This is a genomic window from Cohnella sp. GCM10012308, assembly GCF_042649185.1.
Classification (GTDB): Bacteria; Bacillota; Bacilli; order Paenibacillales; family Paenibacillaceae; genus Cohnella.
On sequence record NZ_JBHRYU010000043.1, the window covers coordinates 1 to 19,414 of the forward strand.

Here is a 19,414-nt window from a genome sequence, read left to right on the forward strand (position 1 = left end):
TGCTGGTTTACCTTGGCCATGTTGCAACAAAATGGACCACCACTTTCAGCATAATATTATCTATTATACCAAATTAACGCGGTGACGTATTAATTGAATAATGCAGGGGACTTTCTCAACAGCCTGATATTTGCAGGCATTGCGGCGAAAGAATGACGCGAGCCACGATACACGGTCCATGACATGCGGGCCATGATACACGGGCCATGATACACGGGCCATGATACACGGGCCATGATACACGGGCCACGAATACGGGGGTCCCATTGTAATGGCCATCGGATGGGGCATTAATTGGCGTTTTCGGATGTCCGTTAAACGTTAAGAGAAGTCAGGGGGATCTATCCGCTTGATTTAAAATGTTAAAAACGAAAAAAAAGTTTCTTTTTGAAAATTTAATAGTAGCAAGGCAGTGTTAATTATGATAAATTGATGTTACAAAATAACATTGTCTAACAGAGGAGATGCGGAAATGTCCCACAAGTACCGTTTGAACCGGATGTTCAGCGCCCAAGGAAAGTGTTTTGACGTCGCGATCGATCACGGCTTCTTTAACGAGCATACGTTTCTGGCGGGAATCGAGGAGATGGACGCCGCCGTCCGCACGATCGTCGAGGCCGGTCCCGACTGCGTGCAGCTCAGCACCGGTCAAGCACGCCGCCTGCAGTCGGTTCCGGGCAAGAAGCCGGGTCTCGTATTGCGCACGGATGCAGCCAACATTTATGGCAGCGTACTGCCGCGCTTCCTGTTCAGCGAGCTGATCGCGAACGCGATCGAGGAGGCTGTCCGTCTCGACGCCGTCGCGGTGTGCGTCAACCTGTTGATGCTGCCCGAGCAGCCGGAGCTGCACCATCAATGCGTGCGCAACGTGACCGCGCTGAAGGTCGAGTGCGAGCGCTACGGCATGCCGCTCATGGTCGAGCCGCTCGTCATGCTGCCGAACGAAGCGAAGGGCGGCTACATGGTCGACGGCGATCTGAAAAAGATTATGCCGCTCGTCCGTCAGGCGGTCGAGCTCGGCGCAGACGTCATTAAGGCCGATCCGTGCGACGACGTGTCCGAATATCACCGGGTCATCGAGATCGCTTCCGGCGTTCCGGTTCTCGTCCGCGGCGGCGGCCGCGCGAGCGACGAGGAGATCGTCGCCCGCACCGTCGAGCTGATGAACCAGGGCGCCGCCGGCATCGTCTACGGCCGCAACGTCATCCAGCATCCGAACCCGGCGGGCATGACGTCCGCGCTCATGGCGATCGTGCACCAAGGCGCGTCCGCGGACGAAGCGCTCTCGATTTTGAAGGGAGGCCAGGCATAATGGCGAAGGACAAACGCATTATCCGCTTCGGCGTTATCGGTTGCGGCCTCATGGGCAAGGAATTCGCCAGCGCCGCCGCCCGGTGGTGCCATCTGACGGACGTCGGCTTCGAGCCGCGCATCGTCGCCGTCTGCGACGCCAATCCGGCTGCAACGGAGTGGTTCGTCGACAACGTGCCGAGCGTCGTCCATTCATACGGCGATTATCACGAGCTGCTTGCCAATCCCGACGTAGACGCCGTCTACTGCGCCGTGCCTCATAATCTTCATCAGCAGATTTATATCGATATCATCCGTTCCGGCAAGCATCTGCTCGGCGAGAAGCCGTTCGGCATCGACCGCGAAGCCAACGCCGCGGTTACCGAGGCGCTCGCCCAGCATCCTGAAGTCATCGTGCGTTGCTCGTCGGAATTTCCGTTTTACCCTGGCGCGCAGCAGATCGTAAAATGGGTGAACGAGGGCCGATTCGGCCGGATCATCGAAGTGGAAGCGGGCTTCTGGCATTCGAGCGATCTCGATCCGACGAAGCCGATCAACTGGAAGCGCCGCATCGCCACCAACGGCGAATATGGCTGCATGGGCGACCTGGGCATGCATGTGCTGCATCTGCCCCTTCGCTTCGGCTGGAAGCCGAAGAGCGTGCGCGCCTTGCTGTCGAAGATCGTACCGGAGCGTCCGGACGGCAAGGGCGGCATGGTGCCGTGCGAAACGTGGGACAACGCGATTCTGGCTTGCGACGTCGAGACGGACGGCCAGCAGTTCCCGATGGTGCTGTCCACCAAGCGTATCGCGCCAGGGCATGCCAACACTTGGTTTATCCGCATCCAGGGCACGGATTTCTCGGCCGAGTTCACGACCAAAAATCCGAAGCAGGTCGCATCGCTTCCTTATGAACCCGGCGCCGCGCAAGCCTGGCACGTCGTGGATGCGCCTTACAAATCGGCTTACGGGACGATTACGGGCGGCATTTTCGAATTCGGATTCTCTGACTCGATCCTGCAAATGTGGGCGGCCTTCTGCGACGAGCTGGTCAGCCGCGAAGGGATGAGCCAGCCGTTCCGCTGCGCGACGCCCGAAGAGGCGTCCGCCAGCCATCGCGTCTTCACCGCCGCGCTCGAGTCGGAGCGCACGGGCAACACGATCGCGATCGATTGGGAGGAATAAACGTGACCGACCGCGCAGCGGACATCGTCGTCGCCGGACATATCTGTCTGGATATCATACCGGCGCTGCCCTCGCATCCCGAAGGCTTAAGCCAGCTGCTGGCGCCGGGCAAGCTGGTCGAGATCGGGCCGGCCAGTCTCTCGACGGGCGGCGCCGTGGCGAACACGGGGCTCGCCCTGCGGCGGCTCGGCTTCGGCGCGCGTCTCATGGGCAAGATCGGAGACGACGCCTTCGGGCGCTCGATCAAGGAATGCCTTGACGCCTACGGCGCCGGCGCGAGCGACGGCATGATCGTGTCGGCGGGCGAGAGCAGCTCCTACACGATCGTCATCAGCCCGCCGGGGATCGATCGCCTGTTCCTGCACGCGACGGGAACCAACGATACGTTTGCCGCCTCGGACGTATCTTCGGAAGCGCTTGCCGGCATTCGCTTGTTCCACTTCGGCTACCCGCCGCTCATGCGCGGGATGTACGAGCGCGGCGGCGAGGAGCTCGAACGCCTGCTAAAGTCGGCAAGGGCGGCCGGCGCGACGGTGTCGCTCGACATGGCGAGGCCCGATCCGGCGTCCGACGCCGGACGCGCGGACTGGCCCGCGATTCTTGCCCGAGCGCTGCCGCATGTCGACGTGTTCCTGCCGAGCCTGGAGGAGATTCTGTTCATGCTCCGGCCGGACACGTACGCGGAGCTGTCCGCGCGCAGCGGCGGCGAGGAGCTGCTCGGCCTGGCGGACGGCGCGCTGCTGTCTTCGCTCGGCGAGGAGCTGCTGGCCCTTGGCGTAGCGGTGGCCGGCATCAAGCTTGGCGAGCATGGGCTATACGTCCGCACGACGGCGGATGCCGCGCGTTTTGCCGCGATGGGCGCCTGCGCGCCGAATGCGGATACGATCGGCGACTGGCTGGGGCGGGAGCTGCTCGCGCCGTGCTTCGCCGTCGACGTCGAGGGTACGACGGGCGCAGGCGACTGCACGATCGCGGGGCTGCTCGGCGGGCTCGCGAGCGGCTTGACGCTCGAGCGCTCGCTGCTTAGCGCCGTCGGCACGGGCGCCTGCAACGTCGAGCGCGCCGATGCCGTCAGCGGGATCCCGCGCTGGGAAGATCTTCAGCGCCGCATCGACGCCGGCTGGCGTCAGCGGACGCCGGTTCTGGCGCTGCCGGGCTGGGCGCAGCTTGCGGAGAGCGGTCTATGGAGCGGCGGGCATTAGATATTGGCGGGAAGCGTGCAGGTGGCGCCGGCTCGGTTGGCAGATAGGGCGCATAAGCGCTTATCGCCAACTGGCGCACGCCGCCCGCGGTTCCCGGAGTTACATGGTTTAACCGCACAACTGGCACGCCCGCAGCCTAAACCTAAATTATGCAACGGTAATTTATACAGACAAGCATTTCAGAGAGGAGCGATACCGATGAGCATCAGACGCAGCGAGATTCGCGAGGCGCAGCGGCGCACCGACGAACTGTTTGGCAAGGCAGGCATCGTGCTGACGGAGGAGGAGCGCGCCGGCATCGAGGTGGCGGGCTTTGGCCTCGGCGAGTTGGATACGGAAGGGCTTGAGCTCGTTACTTACGTCAATACGGACCGTTATTGCGCCAAGGAGCTGGCGTTGTTCCCTTATCAGACTTGTCCCGAGCATCTGCATCCCGACGTCGACGGCCAGACGGGCAAAATGGAGACGTTCCGCTGCCGCTGGGGTCTCGTCTACTTGTATGTAGAGGGCGAGCCGGTCTCTGACGTAAAGGCGCGAATTCCGGAGCGGAGCGCGGCGCACTACACCGTGCGGCACGAGATCGTGCTGACGCCGGGGGAGCAGTATACGATACCGCCGAATACGAAGCACTGGTTCCAGGGCGGTCCGGAAGGCGCGATCGTATCGGAGTTTTCCAGCACGAGCCGCGACGAGTTCGACATCTTCACCGATCCGGCCGTCGTCCGCATCCCGCCGATCGTCGAGGATTAAGAGAGAAGGCTTGTTGGAGGAAGAGGGACCGGGCGGTTAGCGTCGCTGCGAGACCATGAGGAAGCGGAGGCGGTCGAATGAGGCTGTACGGCAAGGACTGGACGCGCCGCGAGCTCGAAGCGCGCGTCGGGCGCATGAGCCAGATCGGCGGCGTGCGGCGCATGACGCTGTCGGAAGGCAAGGAGGCGGGCGTCGAGCTGATCCGCGTGACGACCGGCGCGGGGCTGACGCTGGATATCGTACCGTCCAAGGGATTGGACATTTCGCGCGCGGAGCTGTGGGGCGCGCCGCTGTCCTGGCAGTCCGCGGCAGGGGACGCGCACCCCGCTTATTACGAAGCGTCCGGTACGGGCTGGCTGCGGACTGCGTCGGGCGGCTTGCTGATGACTTGCGGCCTGACCCATGTCGGCTCGCCGTCGGAAACGCCCGGCGGCTCGCAAGGCCTGCACGGCCGCGTGCATCATACGCCCGCTTCGCAGGTAGCAGCGCGCGAGACATGGGAGGGCGACGAGCTCGTCTGGAGCGTCGAGGGCACGATCGAGGAAAATGCGCTGTTCGGCGCGAATCTCAGGCTTCATCGGCGAATCTCTGGCAAACTCGGCGTCAATGAGCTTCGTATTGAAGACCGCGTGGAGAACCTGGGGTTCGCCCCGTCGCCCCATATGATGCTGTACCATTTCAATTTCGGATTTCCGCTGTTGGACGAACGCGCCTCGATTGCTTTTCCGCCCGCCGTCACTTGGGAGCGAGGCGTCAAAGGGAACGTAGCCGATTGCACGCGCTGGGACCGGCCAGATCCCGAAGCCGGAGAACGCGTCTTCTATCACGAGCTGGACGACCGCGAGCGCATGGCCGAAGCTTGCGTGCGCCAGCCTGCTTTCCCGGCGGGGCCGGCCACCGCGGCCGTGTCGGTCAGGCTGCGCTGGTCCGCGGACACGCTGCCCCGGCTCGTGCAGTGGCGCATGCCGGGCGCAGGCGCGCACGTGCTCGGCCTTGAGCCGGCCAACTGCCGGGTCGAAGGCTACGAAGCGGAGGTCCGCGAAGGCGGACCGGTCATGCTCGCGCCGGGGGCATGCGTGACGCACCGGCTGGAGTTGAAAATAGCGGCCGAACAAGCGATGATAGAGGAATAACGAACGGACGCGCGAGGCGGACGGGAGGAGCGGCGACAGATGATCCACAATCAGGCGGACTGGAACGCGAGGCAGCGCCAGATCCATGAGCAGATCGCGCAGAGCGGGGAGGTCCGAATCTCGGAGCTGAGCGAACGGTACGGCGTGACCGAGATGACCATCCGGCGAGATCTGGAGAAGCTTGAGGAGGGCGGGACCGTCAGGCGCACGTTCGGCGGGGCGATCTATGTCTACAGAGACGTCGCGCTGCAGGACCGAACCGGCCTGTATATGGACGAGAAGGTACGGATCGGCAGGCAGGCGGCTTCCTTGATCGCGTCCGGAGAGTCCGTGTTCCTGGACGGCGGCACGACGACGCTGCAGATCGCGCGGGCGCTGAGATCCGGCCAGCAGATCACTGTCGTGACCAACGCGCTGAATATCGCGGCCGAGCTTGCGTCCAAGCAGATTCCGACGATTATGACCGGGGGCATGCTGCTCGAATCCACGCATTCGCTCGTCGGTCCGATCGCCGCGCAGAGCCTGTCCGGTATGGCGTTCGACCGCGTTTTCCTCGGAGCGACGGGACTGAGCGAAGCGCACGGCTTCAGCAATTCCAATCTGTACGAGGCCGAGATCAAGCGGATCGCCATCCGCCAGGCGCGGGAGACGACGGTCGTGCTCGACCGCACGAAGTTCGGCGCGCGCGTGCTCGTATCCTTCGCCGGGCTCGCGGACGTGAATCGCATCGTCACCGACCTTCCGCCTGACGGCGAACTCGCGCGGGCCTGCACGGAGGCCGGCGTTCGGATAGAAGTCGCCGAATAGGCGCCTTTCGCACTCACCCTTGTCGACATTTAGCAATCGAGAAGAAATAAGCGTCCGCGCGGCGTGGTAAAATATCGTTAAGGTCCGATTGGGACAACAAAACGATACCATGAGGTGACGACGATGGCTTTTCAAATTTCGCAAACTTTTCTCAATCTGCCGGTCAAGGATCTGAAGCGCTCCATCGCCTTCTTCGAGGCGCTCGGCTTCGCGTTTAACCCGCAATTCACCGACGAAAATGCCGCCTGTCTGATCCTGAGCGACACGGCGTACGCCATGCTGCTGACCGAGTCGTACTTTAAGACGTTCATCAAAAAGGATATCTCCGACGCGACGAAGACGACGGAATTCATCATGGCCGTCTCCGTGAGCAGCAAGGAAGAGGTGCAGGACCTCGTCCGCAAGGCACTGGCGTCCGGCGGCTCGGTCTCCAATGACCCGCAGGATCACGGCTTTATGTATACGGAGAGCTTCCAGGATCCGGACGGCCATCTGTGGGAAGTGTTCCATATGGATCCGTCGTACGTGCACGAAGGCTGATTCATCATACACTGCGGCAGTCGCCGTTAGAAGCCCGCTATCCCGTCCGCATGGACGCATAGCGGGCTTTTGCAATGCAGCAGTCCCCTCTCCCCAGAAGTCCCGACCAGGAACAAATCATACCAGCCCACCGCTCCACGCGCCCCGGAAGTCCTGACCAAGAACAAATCGCACCAGCCCGCCGCTCCCCACGCCCCGGAAGTCCCGACCAGGAACAAATCATACCAGCGCGTCGCTCCCCACGACCCAGAAATCTCGGCCAGGAACAAATCGCATCTGCCCGCCGCTCCACGCGCCCGGGAAGTCCCGACCAAGAACAAAACGCGCAATCGCAAGCTGTTGCGCAAGAAATGCGCGTAAAAAAGACCGCCGAAGCGGTCTTTTACGTGCGCTCTCGCGCTATTAGCCCTGTTGTTGCTGCTCCGTAGACACTTGCCATTCGACGCCGTACTTGTCCTGCAACGCGCCGAACAAGGCACCCCAGAATTGCTGCTTGAGCGGATCGTGGACCGTGCCGTCGGCCGCTAGCTTGTCGAATGCCGAATGGGCTTCTTCGGGGGTGTCGAACACGAGGCTGAGCGCCGTGCCGTTGCCCCGCTCGATCTGCCGGCTCGGGCTGTCGGACATGAAGATCGTGATGCCGCCGGCGACCAAATGCAGGTGCATGATTTTTTCCTTCAGCGCTTCGGGCGTGCCCGGCACGTCGCCGAAAGTCATGGCGGACAGGAGCTCGCCGCCCAGCGCGTCCACGTAAAACTGGGATTGCGACCTCGCGTCTTCGGAAAAAATATAGGGAACCAATCTTGCCATCTTTATCCGCCTCCTGTGTTCATCATGCGTCTGCCTCGCTTCTTTTATTCTATCATCCGGGCGCTGCGCCGATTTCTTTTCGATTGCTCTTTTGCGCGCTTTGAGGGACAATGTTCCTGTTGTTCGGCGGATATGTTAACGCATCATACGGAGGTTTAGGCACATTGATCAAGCGCGCTGCGAAAATAAGCATGAACGAGATATGGCTGCTGTCGATCGTATTCGGCGGCTTTCTCGTGTTCGGATTGTCGGAAAACGTAAAAGGGCCCGCCATTCCGCGGATGCAGCTGGACTTCGGCTTGAACGAGGGACAGCTCGGCCTTATGCTCGCGCTCAACTCGCTCGGCTACCTGGTCGCCTGCAGCTTTACTTCTTTTCTAGCCGACAAAGTCGGCATCAAGGCAACCAGCATCGCCGCGTTCGTGTCGATGGCAGCGGGGGGCGTGCTGATCGGCGTCTCGAACGGCTTTCAGGCGCTGACCGCCTCGTACTTTTTCATGTACATCGGCAACGGCATGCTGGAGATCGCGCTCGCTATTCTAGCTGCGCGTATCTTCGTCAAGCATACGGGCTTCTTGATGAACCTCTCGCACTTTTTCTACGGCTTAAGCTCGATCGTCGCGCCGATTGCGGCCGCATCCATGATGGGCTGGCATTTGCCGGGCGGCGACACACTGGGGTGGCGGGGGATGTATGTCATCGTGCTGATGCTGTCGCTGCTGCCCATCATTCCTGCGCTCCTCGGACGTCTCCCGGTCGAGCCGGCGCACGACGAGGCGGAGGAACGAATCTCCTACGGCAAGCTGCTGCGAGACCCCGTCGCTTGGCTGATCGTGCTCGTGCTTACCTCGGGCGTCATCTCCGAGCTGTCGATCGGGAGCTGGCTGGTGAACTTTTTGGAAAAAGCGTATGACTGGAGCCCAACAGACGCGTCGGGCATGCTGTCGGCTTTTTTCCTTTGCTTCACGCTCGCGCGGCTGCTGATCGGTCCGCTAACCGATCGTTTCGGCTACACGATGTCCATCATGGTATTGTCGCTGAGCTCGGGCATCTGCAGCATCGCGGCGTTGTTCGCAGGGGAGAGCGGCGCGATTCTGTTCGCCCTGGCCGGCGTAGGCATCGCCCCGATCTATCCGACCGTCATGGCGCTGCTCACCAAGCGGTATCCCCGTGGCACAGGAACGGCGATTACCTTTACCGTCACGCTCATGGGCATCGGCAGCGTGCTCGGCAATCTCGCGATCGGCGGCCTGATCGAAGGGGTGCGCAACCTGTATGCGGGCAGAGGGGAGCGCGCGAGCCAGGTGCTCGGCCTGCAGGCGGGCTACGGGTTCATTGGTGCGATGGCGTTGCTGTGTACAGCTGCTTGTATCGTGCTCTATCTTTATTTGCGTAAAAGAGGGGAAAGGTACTAAGCAGCCATGGACCATCTGAGTATCGGCACGATCGTGCTGATCGTCGTCGGCGGATTCGCGGCCGCCTTCGTCGACTCGGTCGTCGGCGGGGGCGGACTGATCTCCGTGCCCGTGCTTCTGACGGCCGGACTGCCGCCCGCGGCGGCGCTCGGCACCAACAAGCTGGCCGGCACGCTGTCATCGCTCACGAGCACATTGTCCTTTTTCGCCTCGGGCCATGTCGACGTCCGTGCCGTGCGGGGATTGATCCCGCTATCCTTGCTGGGTGCGGCGGCGGGCACGCTGACGCTTCGGCATGTGCCTTCCGGTTTCCTGAAGCCGATGGTCGTCGTCATGCTGGCGGTCATCGCCGTCTACACGCTGCTGCGCCGGGAATGGGGGGAGCGGGCGTCTGTCGTACGTTTCACCGCAGGCACCGCCTGGCTGACGGGATTCGCCGCGTTCGCGCTCGGCTTTTACGACGGCTTCTTCGGTCCCGGCACCGGGTCGTTCCTCATCTTCGCCTTCCTGCTGCTTGGCTACGACTTCGTGAAGGCAGCGGGCAACGCCAAGGCGCTCAACTTCGCCAGCAACCTCGCGAGCCTCGCGACCTTTCTCGTTCTCGGCTCCGTCCACTACAGCGTCGGCCTGCTCATGGGCGCGGCGATGATCGCCGGCTCCTGGATCGGCTCGCGCTTCGCCATCCGCCGCGGCCGTGCCTACATCAAACCGCTTTTCCTCGTCGTGTGCGCTTTGCTGATCGGCAAGCAGCTGCTGGATTTGCTGTAGGCGAAGTGGCTATCTCCAGCTTCTAGCTACTTTACTTCGCTGTTCCGCACGTTCTCGCTGGCCTCGTCCGTCGGGGCGTGCAATCACGGCCTGGCAGATACCCCCTCTGTAACGACCAGCTCGCCTTGCCCATCCCGTTCACTTCCGGACACAGCATCCGCTATTTTCCGCAATCCGCGCGAATGGCTCATGCTTGCGGACAGCGGATTCGCTATACCCTCCAAAACTACCGGAATTCGCCTCGGCAAAGGCAAATAGCGGACTACCTGTCCGCTAAGCCGTCAAACACACTACATATTTGAAAAATAGCGGCACCGGTGTCCACGGGCAACAATAACGACGCGGGATAATGCTAAATCCAGCGACCGCGACTCGACGGTCACGCCGTCAAATGCTTCATAACCATAGTCTCCATGTCGTCCAGGATTCGCCGGTACTCGGCCTCGTCTCCGTCGAGCAGGAAGCTCAGCGCCAGACCGTCCCGGACGGCCCAGAACAAATAGGCTGCCGAGGATTCGTCCAGTTCTGCGCGGAACTCGCCGGACCGCTTGCCCGCCGCCAGGATTCGGTTCAGCAGGTTCAGCGCTTTATCGAGGTACGTGCGGTTCGAGGCAATGAGCTCGGGGCGGCGCGAGGCATAAGTCGTGAACTCAAGGTGAAACGTCAGCCATTTCCGAAGCTCGTCCAGCGGCTGCCGGCGGAAGCGCTCGAACATATGCCGAAGCATTGCCTTGGCGCTCGAGGTCTCCATGTACAGCGTGTTGAGGGTCTCGACCATATCGTCCATGCGGGCATGAGCCAGCTGGATGTAAATCTCTTCTTTGCTGGCAAAGTAGCCATATAAAGTGCCTTTGCTAATGCGGAGATGACGCGCGATGTCGTCTGTGGTCGTCGCTTGAAATCCCTTTTCCAAGAAGCAGTGCAGCGCACCGGCCAGAATGGTGGTTCGCTTCTCTTCCTTGTACGCTTCCGTCACTTTGGGCGACATCGCGATCTCTCCTTTCCAGTGTCGAAGTTGCTGTTTTTCCACGGTTCTACGCTATGGGTTGAATATACCGTGATGCGAAGGCGCGCGCAATAGCTTAGGAAATCGATGGGGAGCTTGGCAGCTCCATGGCAGTATGCTATTCTGATGCTGACCGACTCAAAGTTATGAATATGCGCGTGAAGCACACGCCGCTTACTCCCATGGGGAGCGAGCGGCTTTTTTGTGTTTTTAGACTTATCGGAGGGGGCGGGTTTATGGCTAAAAAAGAGAAACGTCACAGCGCGGGTCAGACGGCAAATGCTATCGTAAACGAGTTTATCGAAGCGCAGAGGAGGATGGCGAAGGGACAGCGGCTCGAGATGCTGCAGCGGGAACTGAGCGGCACGATTAAGTTGTTGACCGATCTTCTGCTGCCGGTGTTCGGGTCGCTCGAGGGGTTTCAATTGGAGTATGAGATCGTGGGGGCTAATGGCTTTAAAATATATGCGGACGTGTACTATGAACCGCTTGGACTGGTGTTTGAGTGCGATGGCTACGTGGTGCATGCCGAGCTCATTACGAGGGACCGCTTTTCGCTCGAGCGCATGCGGATGCGGACGTTCACGCTTGGCGGCTATGCATATTTCCCGTTTAGCTGGGACGAATTGGACAAAAAAACGGAGATGTGCAGACGAGCGGTGTACGAGGTGTTGGGCAAGCGCGGCCGAGGGGGCGGCGGGTTGCAGGAATTGGACGTTTATGAGCGGGAGTTGCTCAGAATGGCAGTCGATGTGCTTGATTTCACGCCGAATGACGTGTGCGACTGGTTGGGAGTGCGGCAGGACAAAGCGCGAATCATTTTGCGTAGCATGGCGTTGTCCCATCTGCTCGTGCGCGTCGGGGGCGGAGAGCGAAGGTGTCATCGCTATGCGATCGGGGAGCAGGGCAAAGAGCTGCTGAGAAAACGGTAGGATCAGGAGCAAACACCGTGTAACTCGGGCGGCAGGGTGTCGGGAAGAGCGAGTTAGCCGGAAAAACCGTGTAACTCGGGCGGCAGGGTGTCGGGAAGAGCGAGTTAGCCGGAAAAACCGTGTAACTCGGGCGGCAGAGTGGCTGGAATGGCGAGTTAGCCGGAAAAACCGTGTAACTCGGGCGGCAGAGTGGCTGGAATGGCGAGTTAGCCGGAAAAACCGTGTAACTCGGGCGGCAGGGTGTCGGGGAGGGCGTGCTAGCCGGAAAAACCGTGTAACTCGGGCGGCCGGGTGTCGGGAAGAGCGAGTTAGCGGGAAAAACCGAGTAACTGTGGCGGTGGGGTGCGGCAGGAGCGGCGAGTTAGCCGAAACTCCCTATTACTGAGGCGGTTGGGGCGATACAGAAGCGAGCTTCGCTTGAAATAACCGGATGCGGCCTGCTATGGTGAGGGAGTCGTATTGTTTTGCTATGACCGATAATCGGGAGAAAGGTTGTTGAACCAGATGAAGTTGATCGCGCTAGTAGGCAGTCTGCGCAGGGAATCCGTGAATCTGAAGCTGGCGTTGACCATGCAGGAGAGGTACCGCGGCAAGTTTGAGCTGGAGATCGCGAATATCGGCATGCTGCCGTTTTTCGATCAGGACGGGGAGGACAATCCGCCTGAGTCCGTGCAGAAGCTGAGCGAGCAGGTCGCCGCAGCGGACGGCGTGCTGATTCTGACGCCGGAGTACAACTGGTCGGTACCGGGCGTGCTTAAAAATGCGCTGGACTGGCTGTCCCGCGGAGAGAAGGTGCTGATTGGCAAGCCCGTGCTCGCGGCCGGCGCGAGTCCGGGCATGTACGGTACGCTGCGGGGCCAGCTGCATCTGCGGGAGATTCTGTCGAGCCCGGGCATCCAGGCGGTCATGCTGCCTCCGGCAGGCAACGAGATCGCGGTCGCGCAAGCGCCGCAAAAGTTCGGCGAAGGCGGCGCACGCCTGACGGACGATCGCACGCTGACGCACATCGACGTCGTCGTCGACCGCTTTTTGGAACTGATCAAGAAGCGATAATCCGTCCAAACGCATGAGGTCCGAATGTCCGCACCGGCGGCATCCGGGCCTCTTTCTTGTTTGGTATGGCCAGGCAGGGGGTAAAAGCGACTATCTTCTATGTTTTCCGTCTCTTTCGGACGATATCGTTAAGTTGCAGCCGGCCATTCCAACAAGTTAAAGCGAAAGGGAGATCGACGCATGGGCAAAATATTGATTGTCGGGGGCCAAATGGAAAATAAGGGCGCCCAGGCGATGACGTTCACGGTCGTGAACGAAATCAAGATGCGATATCCGGATAAAGAGCTCGTGCTTGTCTGTCCGGACGAGGACCGCAATTATGCGTTTCAACTGGTGAAGATGGGCAAGAAAATGAAGATCGAGCTGCTGGGCGGCGTCTACACGCTGATCGGCAAGCTGATCCCGAACGACGAGCGCGTCAGCATCACCAAGACGCAGATGAAGGAGATCCTAAAGGAAACCGACCTCATCGTCGACATTAGCGGCTTCGCCCTTTCCTCGCAGTTCAGCATCCGCCACACGATCAATTATTTGGCGAATATCCGGCTTGCCCGGCAGAACAAGATACCGATGGTGCTGCTCTCCCAGTCGTTCGGCCCGTTCGAGTACACCGGCATTTACAAATACGTCATCCCGCCGATGATCAAAAAATACATTCGCTATCCTAAATACATCTACGCTCGCGAACAAGAGGGCGCCGATTTTCTCGGCAAGTATACGTCCGGCAATCTGCGCAGGTCCGTGGACATCGTGCTGCAGGGCGCGAATCCGTATAATCTGTCCCACCTGTTCCGCGACGGCAACTACATAAAGGGCGAGCCGCTCGTGATCAAGCCGCATGCGGTCGGCATCGTGCCCAACGTCAAGACGATGAAGTACGGCACGCGCCAATCGATGCTCGCGATGTACGAGCGCATGACGCAGCATCTTCTGGATCGCGGCAAAAACGTCTATCTGTTCCGTCACTCCACGGAGGATCTGATCATCTGCCAGGAGATCAAGCGCAGATTCCCGAACGACGAGCGCGTCGTGCTGCTGGAGGAGGAATACGACTGCATCGCGATTCACGACGTGCTCGTGCAGTTCGAATTTCTCGTCGCCTCCCGCTATCACTCGATCGTACACGCGTACAAGAACGGGATTCCGGTCGTGGCGCTCGGCTGGGCGACCAAATACCGCGAGCTGCTGGGACGGTTCGGTCAAGGGGAGTATGTATTCGACGTACGCGACAGCGCGCATATCGAAGCCAACATGATCGCGAAGCTCGACGCCATGATCGAGCACCGCGACGCCGAAGCAGTCAAGATCGACGACACGCTCAGAGAGATTCACCGGGAAAGTATTTTTGCCGAGGCGTTCGCGCTGTAGGGAGGACAAGCAGCACGGAAGCCGTCTATCGGCCCTTCGAGCGAATGGGCGTAGACGGCTTTTTCGTCTTGAATTATTGTAAGGGAAGGAATGTAACTTTAGGAGAATCGAGGAGCGCGCATGTCAAAGGCCGAGCGCTGTCCGAATTGCGGCGCGGATCTGCAAGTCAATCCGGGGTTCGTAACCTGGTGTCCCGCATGCAACTGGAATATCGATCCGGACCGCGCAAAGGAAAGGCGGTCGCTGGCAGGCCGTTTGAATCGCATATTGGGACAAAAGTCGGTCGATGCCTTGCGGAGCCAGGTATTGGCCGAGCCCAGGATGACTTACAAGTGGAGCTGGCGAATCTTCGCAGCATACGTTTTTTCGGCGGCCGTGCATCTTCTATCCCTCTATTGCTACTCGCGCGTTGTCATTCACCTGTACACGATGCGAACGATAGGCGACCTGTTTTTCGGCATGGTTTTTCTCATTATCTCATTAAATTTGTTTCCTCCCGTGCGAAAACTGCCGAAGCCATTGCTGGATCGCAGGCGTTATCCGGCCATCTACCGGGTGTTGGACGAGCTTGCCGCGGGTCTTGGAGCTTCCAAGATCGATCATGTGATCGCGCTGCGGGAATACACCGCTCTCCTCACGACGGCGGGATGGCGGCGAAGGCGAATCGTCGGCATCGGACTGCCGCTTTTCGCGACGCTCGCGCCCGATGAGAAAATCGCCATTCTCGCGCACGAGATGGCTCACCATGCGAACCGGGATATCACGCGCCGCTGGTTCGTCGGCAGCGCCTGGCGGACGCTGGCAGTCTGGCACAACATGGTTGCGCCGGACCCTAACAATCCTACGCTCTGGCCGCGGCTCTACTGGGTGCGCGTGCAATTGGCCAAGCTCGTGTTCTGGCCGTGGTATTTACTCGGGCTGTCGGTGTGGCGGGAATCTCAACAAGCCGAGTATTACGCGGATCGTCGCGCGGCGGAGCTCGTCGGCACGGACCCTATGCGAAGCTCCCTGCAGAAGTTTCATCTGGGGCCGACCTTTATGTTGACCGTGGAACGGTTGGCAAGGTTTAAATTCAATCGCCATTTGTTCGAGGAATTTCGCAGCAGGATCGCGCACGTGCCCGATATGGAGAAGCTCCGTCTTGACCGGCTGCTGCACTCGGAAACGGCGAGGGCGGATACCACGCATCCGCCTACCGCCTATCGTCTGGACTATTTGGACAGCCGGCCTTGTCTTCCCGCGCTTCGTCTGTCGGCGACGCTGGTCGCCGAGATGGAGGCCGAGTTCGCCGAGCTGGAGCGGGAAATGCAAAACGGCTTGCTCGACGACTACAAGGCTTGGTATTTGGAGGCGGCGGGGCGCTGAGTCGTTGACGTCGCGGAACGCCGATCGGCGGCTCATCCGACAGCTGTTCCGATGAGGGGCAGATCGGGTCCTGCGCCGTTCTTGTGCCACCTGCTACCGTTCTTTCGGCGCAATGCCTGCAAATGTACATCTATTTCCGCCGATGCCTATCCTTTTGACACGAATACATGCAAAAACGCAGGTATTTTCCTCTATCAGACGGATTTCGGGCTTACACATTGAATTTACCTGCACATTTGCAGGCATTTCATTCAGTGTCGCTGGTCGGTAGAAAATACATGTATAGATGCAGGCTTTTCGACCCGCCAACATCCGAAAAGCGCAGGCAAGCTGAAAGCATGCTTTCGGCGTGCCTGCGCTTATATTCCGAATGGTAGTCTACTCCTACTCCTGCTTCTGCTGCTGCTGCTTCAGCTCCAGCTCCAGCTCGACGACAGTCCCGCGCGCATCCGGCAGCGGGTAGGTATAGTGCACCGGAGTTGCGAAGTTGAAGAAGGCATCGGCTTCGAACAGCGCCGCGTTCCACGGGCGGGATACCGGCAGCTCCGAGCCGTCCGCGAGCAGCCGCGCGCGCTTGATGCGTCCGGCGAGCCCGGCCAGATTAATCGCGCCTACGCTCTCCTCGAACACATGCGCGTACAGCGTGTTCCCCTTTTGCGTATAACGTCCCCAATCGGGCTTGGGCAGCTCCGCCTGCCCGCAGCCGTAGATGCTGTCGCCGTTCAGCGCCATCCAGTCGCCCACCTCCGCCAAAATGTCCAGCGACTGCTTGGGGATGCGCCCGCGCGCGTCGGGACCTACGTTGAGCAGCAGGTTGCCGTTTTTGCTGACGCACTCCACGAGTTTGCGGATGACGATGGACGGGGACTTGTAGTTGGTGTCGGAGGCGACGTATCCCCAGTTGTTGTTCAGCGTGACGCAAGCTTCCCAAGGGATCGGCTGTCCGTCTTCGTCGGTGACGCCGGACGGCGGGATGATCTGCTCCGGCGAGGCGAAGTCGCCTGCGTACGCGAGCGGCGCCTTTGTATAAATGCTGCCGCCGCCTTCGCCGCCTGCCTCCAGGCGGTTGTCGATCACGATGTGCGGCTGGAGCTCCCGCATCATGGCGATCAGATCCGAGGCGCGCCACTTCTCGCCCTGCATGACGTCGTAGGAAAAGTCGAACCACATCAGGTCGAGCTTGCCGTAGTTTGTCAGCAGCTCGCGAACCTGGCCGTGCATGTAGTCGAGATAACGCCCGAAGGTGGCGGGATCGCGCTTGTACGATTCATTGTCGCGCATCGGGTGGTAGAGATCGCCGTGCGCGGGGAAGTCTTCATGATGCCAGTCGATCAGCGAGTAATAGAGCCCGACCTTGAGCCCTTCCGCGCGGAACGCCTCCAGAAACTCCGCCACGAGGTCGCGCCCGGCTTTCGTATTCGTGGATTTGTAATCCGTCAGCTTGCTGTCGAACAGGCAGAAGCCGTCGTGATGCTTGGCCGTCAGCACCGCGTACTTCATGCCGGCCTGCCTCGCGGCGCGCGCCCAGGCCCGCGGATCGTAATCTACGGGGTCGAACTCGTCGAAGTAAGCTTGGTAATCCTCGACCGAAGTGCGTTCTACGTTGCGGACCCATTCGCCGCGCGCCGGGATCGCGTACAGCCCCCAATGGATAAACATGCCGAACCGGTCCTGCAGAAACCAACGCGTCCGCTCCTGGCGGTCCAGCCATTCCTGATTATGTGCCATCGTCGCGACTTCCTCCGTTATAATAGGGATAGGCTCTCGGCCTTGCCAGCCCAGTGTACCAGCATCGGGCGGGAGGCGGGGAGGGACGCGGTTAAGGCTTGCGGGTATAAGATTAACCTCGTTCGAGAACGCTGTCATCCTTACCTGAAAGCGCAGGGGAAAAACGATGGGCGATGGAACGGCCGGAATCGGCGCGCTTGACGATATACTGCCTCAGCTCCGAATCGACGTGGTCGAGGCGCATTATTCGCAGTGCAGTCCCGTGTGGCGGGAGATCGATTATGTACCTGCCCACAACAAGCTATATTACATATGCGAGGGCGAAGGTTGGCTGCGCATCGGCGACAAAGAGTTCATGCCGAAGCCGGGGGAGCTGGTATTGATGCCTGCCAACGTGCTCCAGTCGTTTTCGGCGATCGAAGGACGCAGGCCGTTTTTAAAATATTGGTGCCATTTCAACGCGGATCTCGGGGACGCGGGGTTGTTCTCGTGGCTAGACGTGCCATACCGGATGACGGTGGACGTCGAGCGGCGGGAGGAGGTCGGTCGCAGGTTCGAATCGCTCGTCGCATGCGCGTCCGAACGGGGAATCGGCGCAAGGCTTCGCGAGAAGGCGCATCTGCTGGAGCTGCTGGCGCCGGTCGTCGAGCGGGCATCGCTCAGCCGTACGGGCGGCACGGCCGAGGATGCGGAGCGAATCATGCTGATCTCGCGATATGTAGAGACGCATCTGGCCGACGAGCTGACCCTGGACGGTCTGGCCGAATACCTGCATTTGCACCCGAACTATCTGGTCAAATACTTCAATCGGCGCTTCGGCATGCCGCCGATCCGGTACGTGAACCGCAAGCGCATGGAGCGGGCCCGCCTGCTGCTCCGGACGACGGATCGCAGCATTAAAGAAATCGCCGCGACCGTCGGCTATCCGGACACGAACCACTTCGCCAAAGCGTTCCGCCGCGAGACGAGCGCGAGTCCGTCGGCGTACCGGACGGGGGGCGGAGGAGAGGGCGGGGGATAATCGACGGGATCAGACCGCCGGCGCATGCAAGACGGCGTGGGGCCGACGGCTTCGTCGTCGGCTATTTGCTTTCACTATGCTTCTCCGATTCGAAGCACGATCTTCCCGCTGCCGTGCCCGCCGTCGATCTCGCGATGCGCGAGCTCCGCATCGCGCAAGGGATAGACGCGCCGAATGCGTACGTTCACTTTTCCTTCCTCATACAGCTGCACCAGTTCGGACAACCTGGACGCGCTGCGTACGCCTTCCAGAGGCGGGATGCCCAGCTCTCTAATCAATGGGCGGGGCAGCATCGAGCGAATCCGGGATTTGTCCGCCACGAGCGCCGCGGATACGCGCAGCGCTTCTTCGCTGTCCACCGCCGCGAATGCCGCGTTTATGCCGCTTGGCGCGGCGGCGCGAACCCGTTTCTCCAATCCTTCGCCGTATGCGACGGGGATGGCTCCGAGCTTCTGGAGGTAGGCATGGTTGTGCTCGCTGGCTGTCCCAATGACCGAGCCCGCGCCCCAGGCCAGCGCCAGCTGGACAGCGAACGTTCCCAATCCGCCGGGCGGCGCGTAGCCCTGCCTGATTTTGCCGTCGATCGGCATGACGCCCGCCGCCATGACCTTGACGCGAACCTCTCCGGGTCCGGCTTGCGGGACGGCGATCTCGGACAGTTTCAACGTTTCCGGTCCTCCGAACGTTTCAACGACGATTGCTTTCATTTGCCTCGTCTCCCTTCGTACCCTGATTTTAACGGCTTAACTTCATATTTTTCCCAGGCGGCGCGCATGTTCAGGGAGTTTGAGGTTCAATTTTTTGCAGAGGATTCGTCCGTACGTTCCTAGGTGTTGAAGGAATCTTCTATTCTATCTGGATTTTCTCTATCCGGATCTTCGCTACTGATCGCGATCGCTTGCTGCGGCGCGGTTTTTTTTGTTTTTAAAGTCAATGAGTGGGCTAAATGTCCTGGTTGTTTAGGTTTTGTTCAGTCCTATTTTAGGTTTTGTTCATTCCTATTTGATAAAATCGGCCTAGTTTATGCGATTAACAGACGAT

General features: G+C 60.2%; 18 protein-coding genes. 14 read left to right on the top strand and 4 right to left on the bottom strand.

All coding sequences use genetic code 11. The annotated features are described in order from the left end of the window. Positions 1–472 precede the first annotated feature (472 nt). The 7 genes from ACFOTD_RS30820 (at position 473) to ACFOTD_RS30850 (ending at position 6,907) form a co-directional block, all read left to right on the top strand. Entirely contained in the window at positions 473–1,312 is an 840-nt protein-coding gene (locus ACFOTD_RS30820) for a class I fructose-bisphosphate aldolase (protein ID WP_378123777.1), read from the top strand. Beyond that, the gene (locus ACFOTD_RS30825; RefSeq protein ID WP_378123778.1) at positions 1,312–2,475 is read left to right on the top strand and encodes a Gfo/Idh/MocA family protein; all 1,164 of its coding nucleotides are present in this window, start codon (positions 1,312–1,314) and stop codon (positions 2,473–2,475) included. Before ACFOTD_RS30820 ends, ACFOTD_RS30825 begins: the two co-directional genes overlap by 1 nt. A 2-nt stretch (positions 2,476–2,477) precedes the next feature. Next, positions 2,478–3,677, top strand: a complete 1,200-nt coding sequence (locus ACFOTD_RS30830; protein ID WP_378123779.1) for a carbohydrate kinase family protein — start codon at positions 2,478–2,480, stop codon at positions 3,675–3,677. 198 nt (positions 3,678–3,875) lie between these two features. Further along, positions 3,876–4,427, top strand: a complete 552-nt coding sequence (locus ACFOTD_RS30835) for a D-lyxose/D-mannose family sugar isomerase (RefSeq protein WP_378123780.1) — start codon at positions 3,876–3,878, stop codon at positions 4,425–4,427. A 77-nt stretch (positions 4,428–4,504) separates the two neighbouring features. Then, positions 4,505–5,560, top strand: a complete 1,056-nt coding sequence (locus ACFOTD_RS30840) for an aldose 1-epimerase family protein (protein ID WP_378123781.1) — start codon at positions 4,505–4,507, stop codon at positions 5,558–5,560. A 39-nt stretch (positions 5,561–5,599) separates the two neighbouring features. After that, the gene (locus tag ACFOTD_RS30845) at positions 5,600–6,367 is read left to right on the top strand and encodes a DeoR/GlpR family DNA-binding transcription regulator (RefSeq protein WP_378123782.1); all 768 of its coding nucleotides are present in this window, start codon (positions 5,600–5,602) and stop codon (positions 6,365–6,367) included. 123 nt (positions 6,368–6,490) lie between these two features. Then, positions 6,491–6,907, top strand: a complete 417-nt coding sequence (locus ACFOTD_RS30850; RefSeq protein ID WP_378123783.1) for a VOC family protein — start codon at positions 6,491–6,493, stop codon at positions 6,905–6,907. 402 nt (positions 6,908–7,309) lie between these two features. Here the strand turns inward: ACFOTD_RS30850 and ACFOTD_RS30855 are convergent, their stop codons facing one another. Then, positions 7,310–7,717, bottom strand: a complete 408-nt coding sequence (locus ACFOTD_RS30855) for a VOC family protein (protein ID WP_378123784.1) — start codon at positions 7,715–7,717, stop codon at positions 7,310–7,312. A gap of 191 nt (positions 7,718–7,908) precedes the next feature. On the opposite strand from ACFOTD_RS30855, the gene ACFOTD_RS30860 reads away from it, so the two are divergent. Together ACFOTD_RS30860 and ACFOTD_RS30865 are read left to right on the top strand one after the other, a co-directional pair. Next, positions 7,909–9,132 carry an MFS transporter gene (locus ACFOTD_RS30860; RefSeq protein WP_378123812.1) on the top strand — a complete coding sequence of 408 codons (1,224 nt, stop codon included), beginning with the start codon at positions 7,909–7,911 and terminating at the stop codon, positions 9,130–9,132. Positions 9,133–9,138: 6 nt separating this feature from the next. Then, positions 9,139–9,900: a TSUP family transporter gene (locus ACFOTD_RS30865; RefSeq protein ID WP_378123785.1), complete on the top strand. Its 762-nt coding sequence runs from the start codon at positions 9,139–9,141 to the stop codon at positions 9,898–9,900. A 379-nt stretch (positions 9,901–10,279) separates the two neighbouring features. On the opposite strand, the gene ACFOTD_RS30870 is transcribed toward ACFOTD_RS30865, so the two are convergent. Next, positions 10,280–10,888 (bottom strand): TetR/AcrR family transcriptional regulator, encoded by a 609-nt coding sequence (locus ACFOTD_RS30870; protein ID WP_378123786.1) that lies wholly within the window; start codon positions 10,886–10,888, stop codon positions 10,280–10,282. A 254-nt stretch (positions 10,889–11,142) separates the two neighbouring features. Between ACFOTD_RS30870 and ACFOTD_RS30875 the strand changes: the two genes are divergently transcribed. The 4 genes from ACFOTD_RS30875 (at position 11,143) to ACFOTD_RS30890 (ending at position 15,624) form a co-directional block, all read left to right on the top strand. After that, entirely contained in the window at positions 11,143–11,838 is a 696-nt protein-coding gene (locus ACFOTD_RS30875) for a hypothetical protein (RefSeq protein WP_378123787.1), read from the top strand. A gap of 504 nt (positions 11,839–12,342) precedes the next feature. Further along, on the top strand, positions 12,343–12,891 hold the full coding sequence (locus ACFOTD_RS30880) for an NADPH-dependent FMN reductase (RefSeq protein ID WP_378123813.1): 549 nt from the start codon (positions 12,343–12,345) through the stop codon (positions 12,889–12,891). 180 nt (positions 12,892–13,071) lie between these two features. Further along, positions 13,072–14,259, top strand: a complete 1,188-nt coding sequence (locus ACFOTD_RS30885; protein WP_378123788.1) for a polysaccharide pyruvyl transferase family protein — start codon at positions 13,072–13,074, stop codon at positions 14,257–14,259. A 120-nt stretch (positions 14,260–14,379) separates the two neighbouring features. Then, positions 14,380–15,624, top strand: coding sequence for a M48 family metallopeptidase (locus tag ACFOTD_RS30890; RefSeq protein ID WP_378123789.1), 1,245 nt, complete (start codon positions 14,380–14,382; stop codon positions 15,622–15,624). A 384-nt stretch (positions 15,625–16,008) separates the two neighbouring features. Here the strand turns inward: ACFOTD_RS30890 and ACFOTD_RS30895 are convergent, their stop codons facing one another. Next, the gene (locus ACFOTD_RS30895) at positions 16,009–17,352 is read right to left on the bottom strand and encodes an alpha-L-fucosidase (protein ID WP_378123790.1); all 1,344 of its coding nucleotides are present in this window, start codon (positions 17,350–17,352) and stop codon (positions 16,009–16,011) included. A gap of 166 nt (positions 17,353–17,518) precedes the next feature. On the opposite strand from ACFOTD_RS30895, the gene ACFOTD_RS30900 reads away from it, so the two are divergent. Beyond that, positions 17,519–18,373 carry an AraC family transcriptional regulator gene (locus ACFOTD_RS30900; RefSeq protein WP_378123791.1) on the top strand — a complete coding sequence of 285 codons (855 nt, stop codon included), beginning with the start codon at positions 17,519–17,521 and terminating at the stop codon, positions 18,371–18,373. Between the two features lie 74 nt (positions 18,374–18,447). Here the strand turns inward: ACFOTD_RS30900 and ACFOTD_RS30905 are convergent, their stop codons facing one another. Continuing rightward, a complete protein-coding gene (locus ACFOTD_RS30905; RefSeq protein ID WP_378123792.1) occupies positions 18,448–19,080 on the bottom strand; it encodes a zinc-binding dehydrogenase in 633 nt (210 codons plus the stop codon). Between the last annotated feature and the right edge of the window lie 334 nt (positions 19,081–19,414).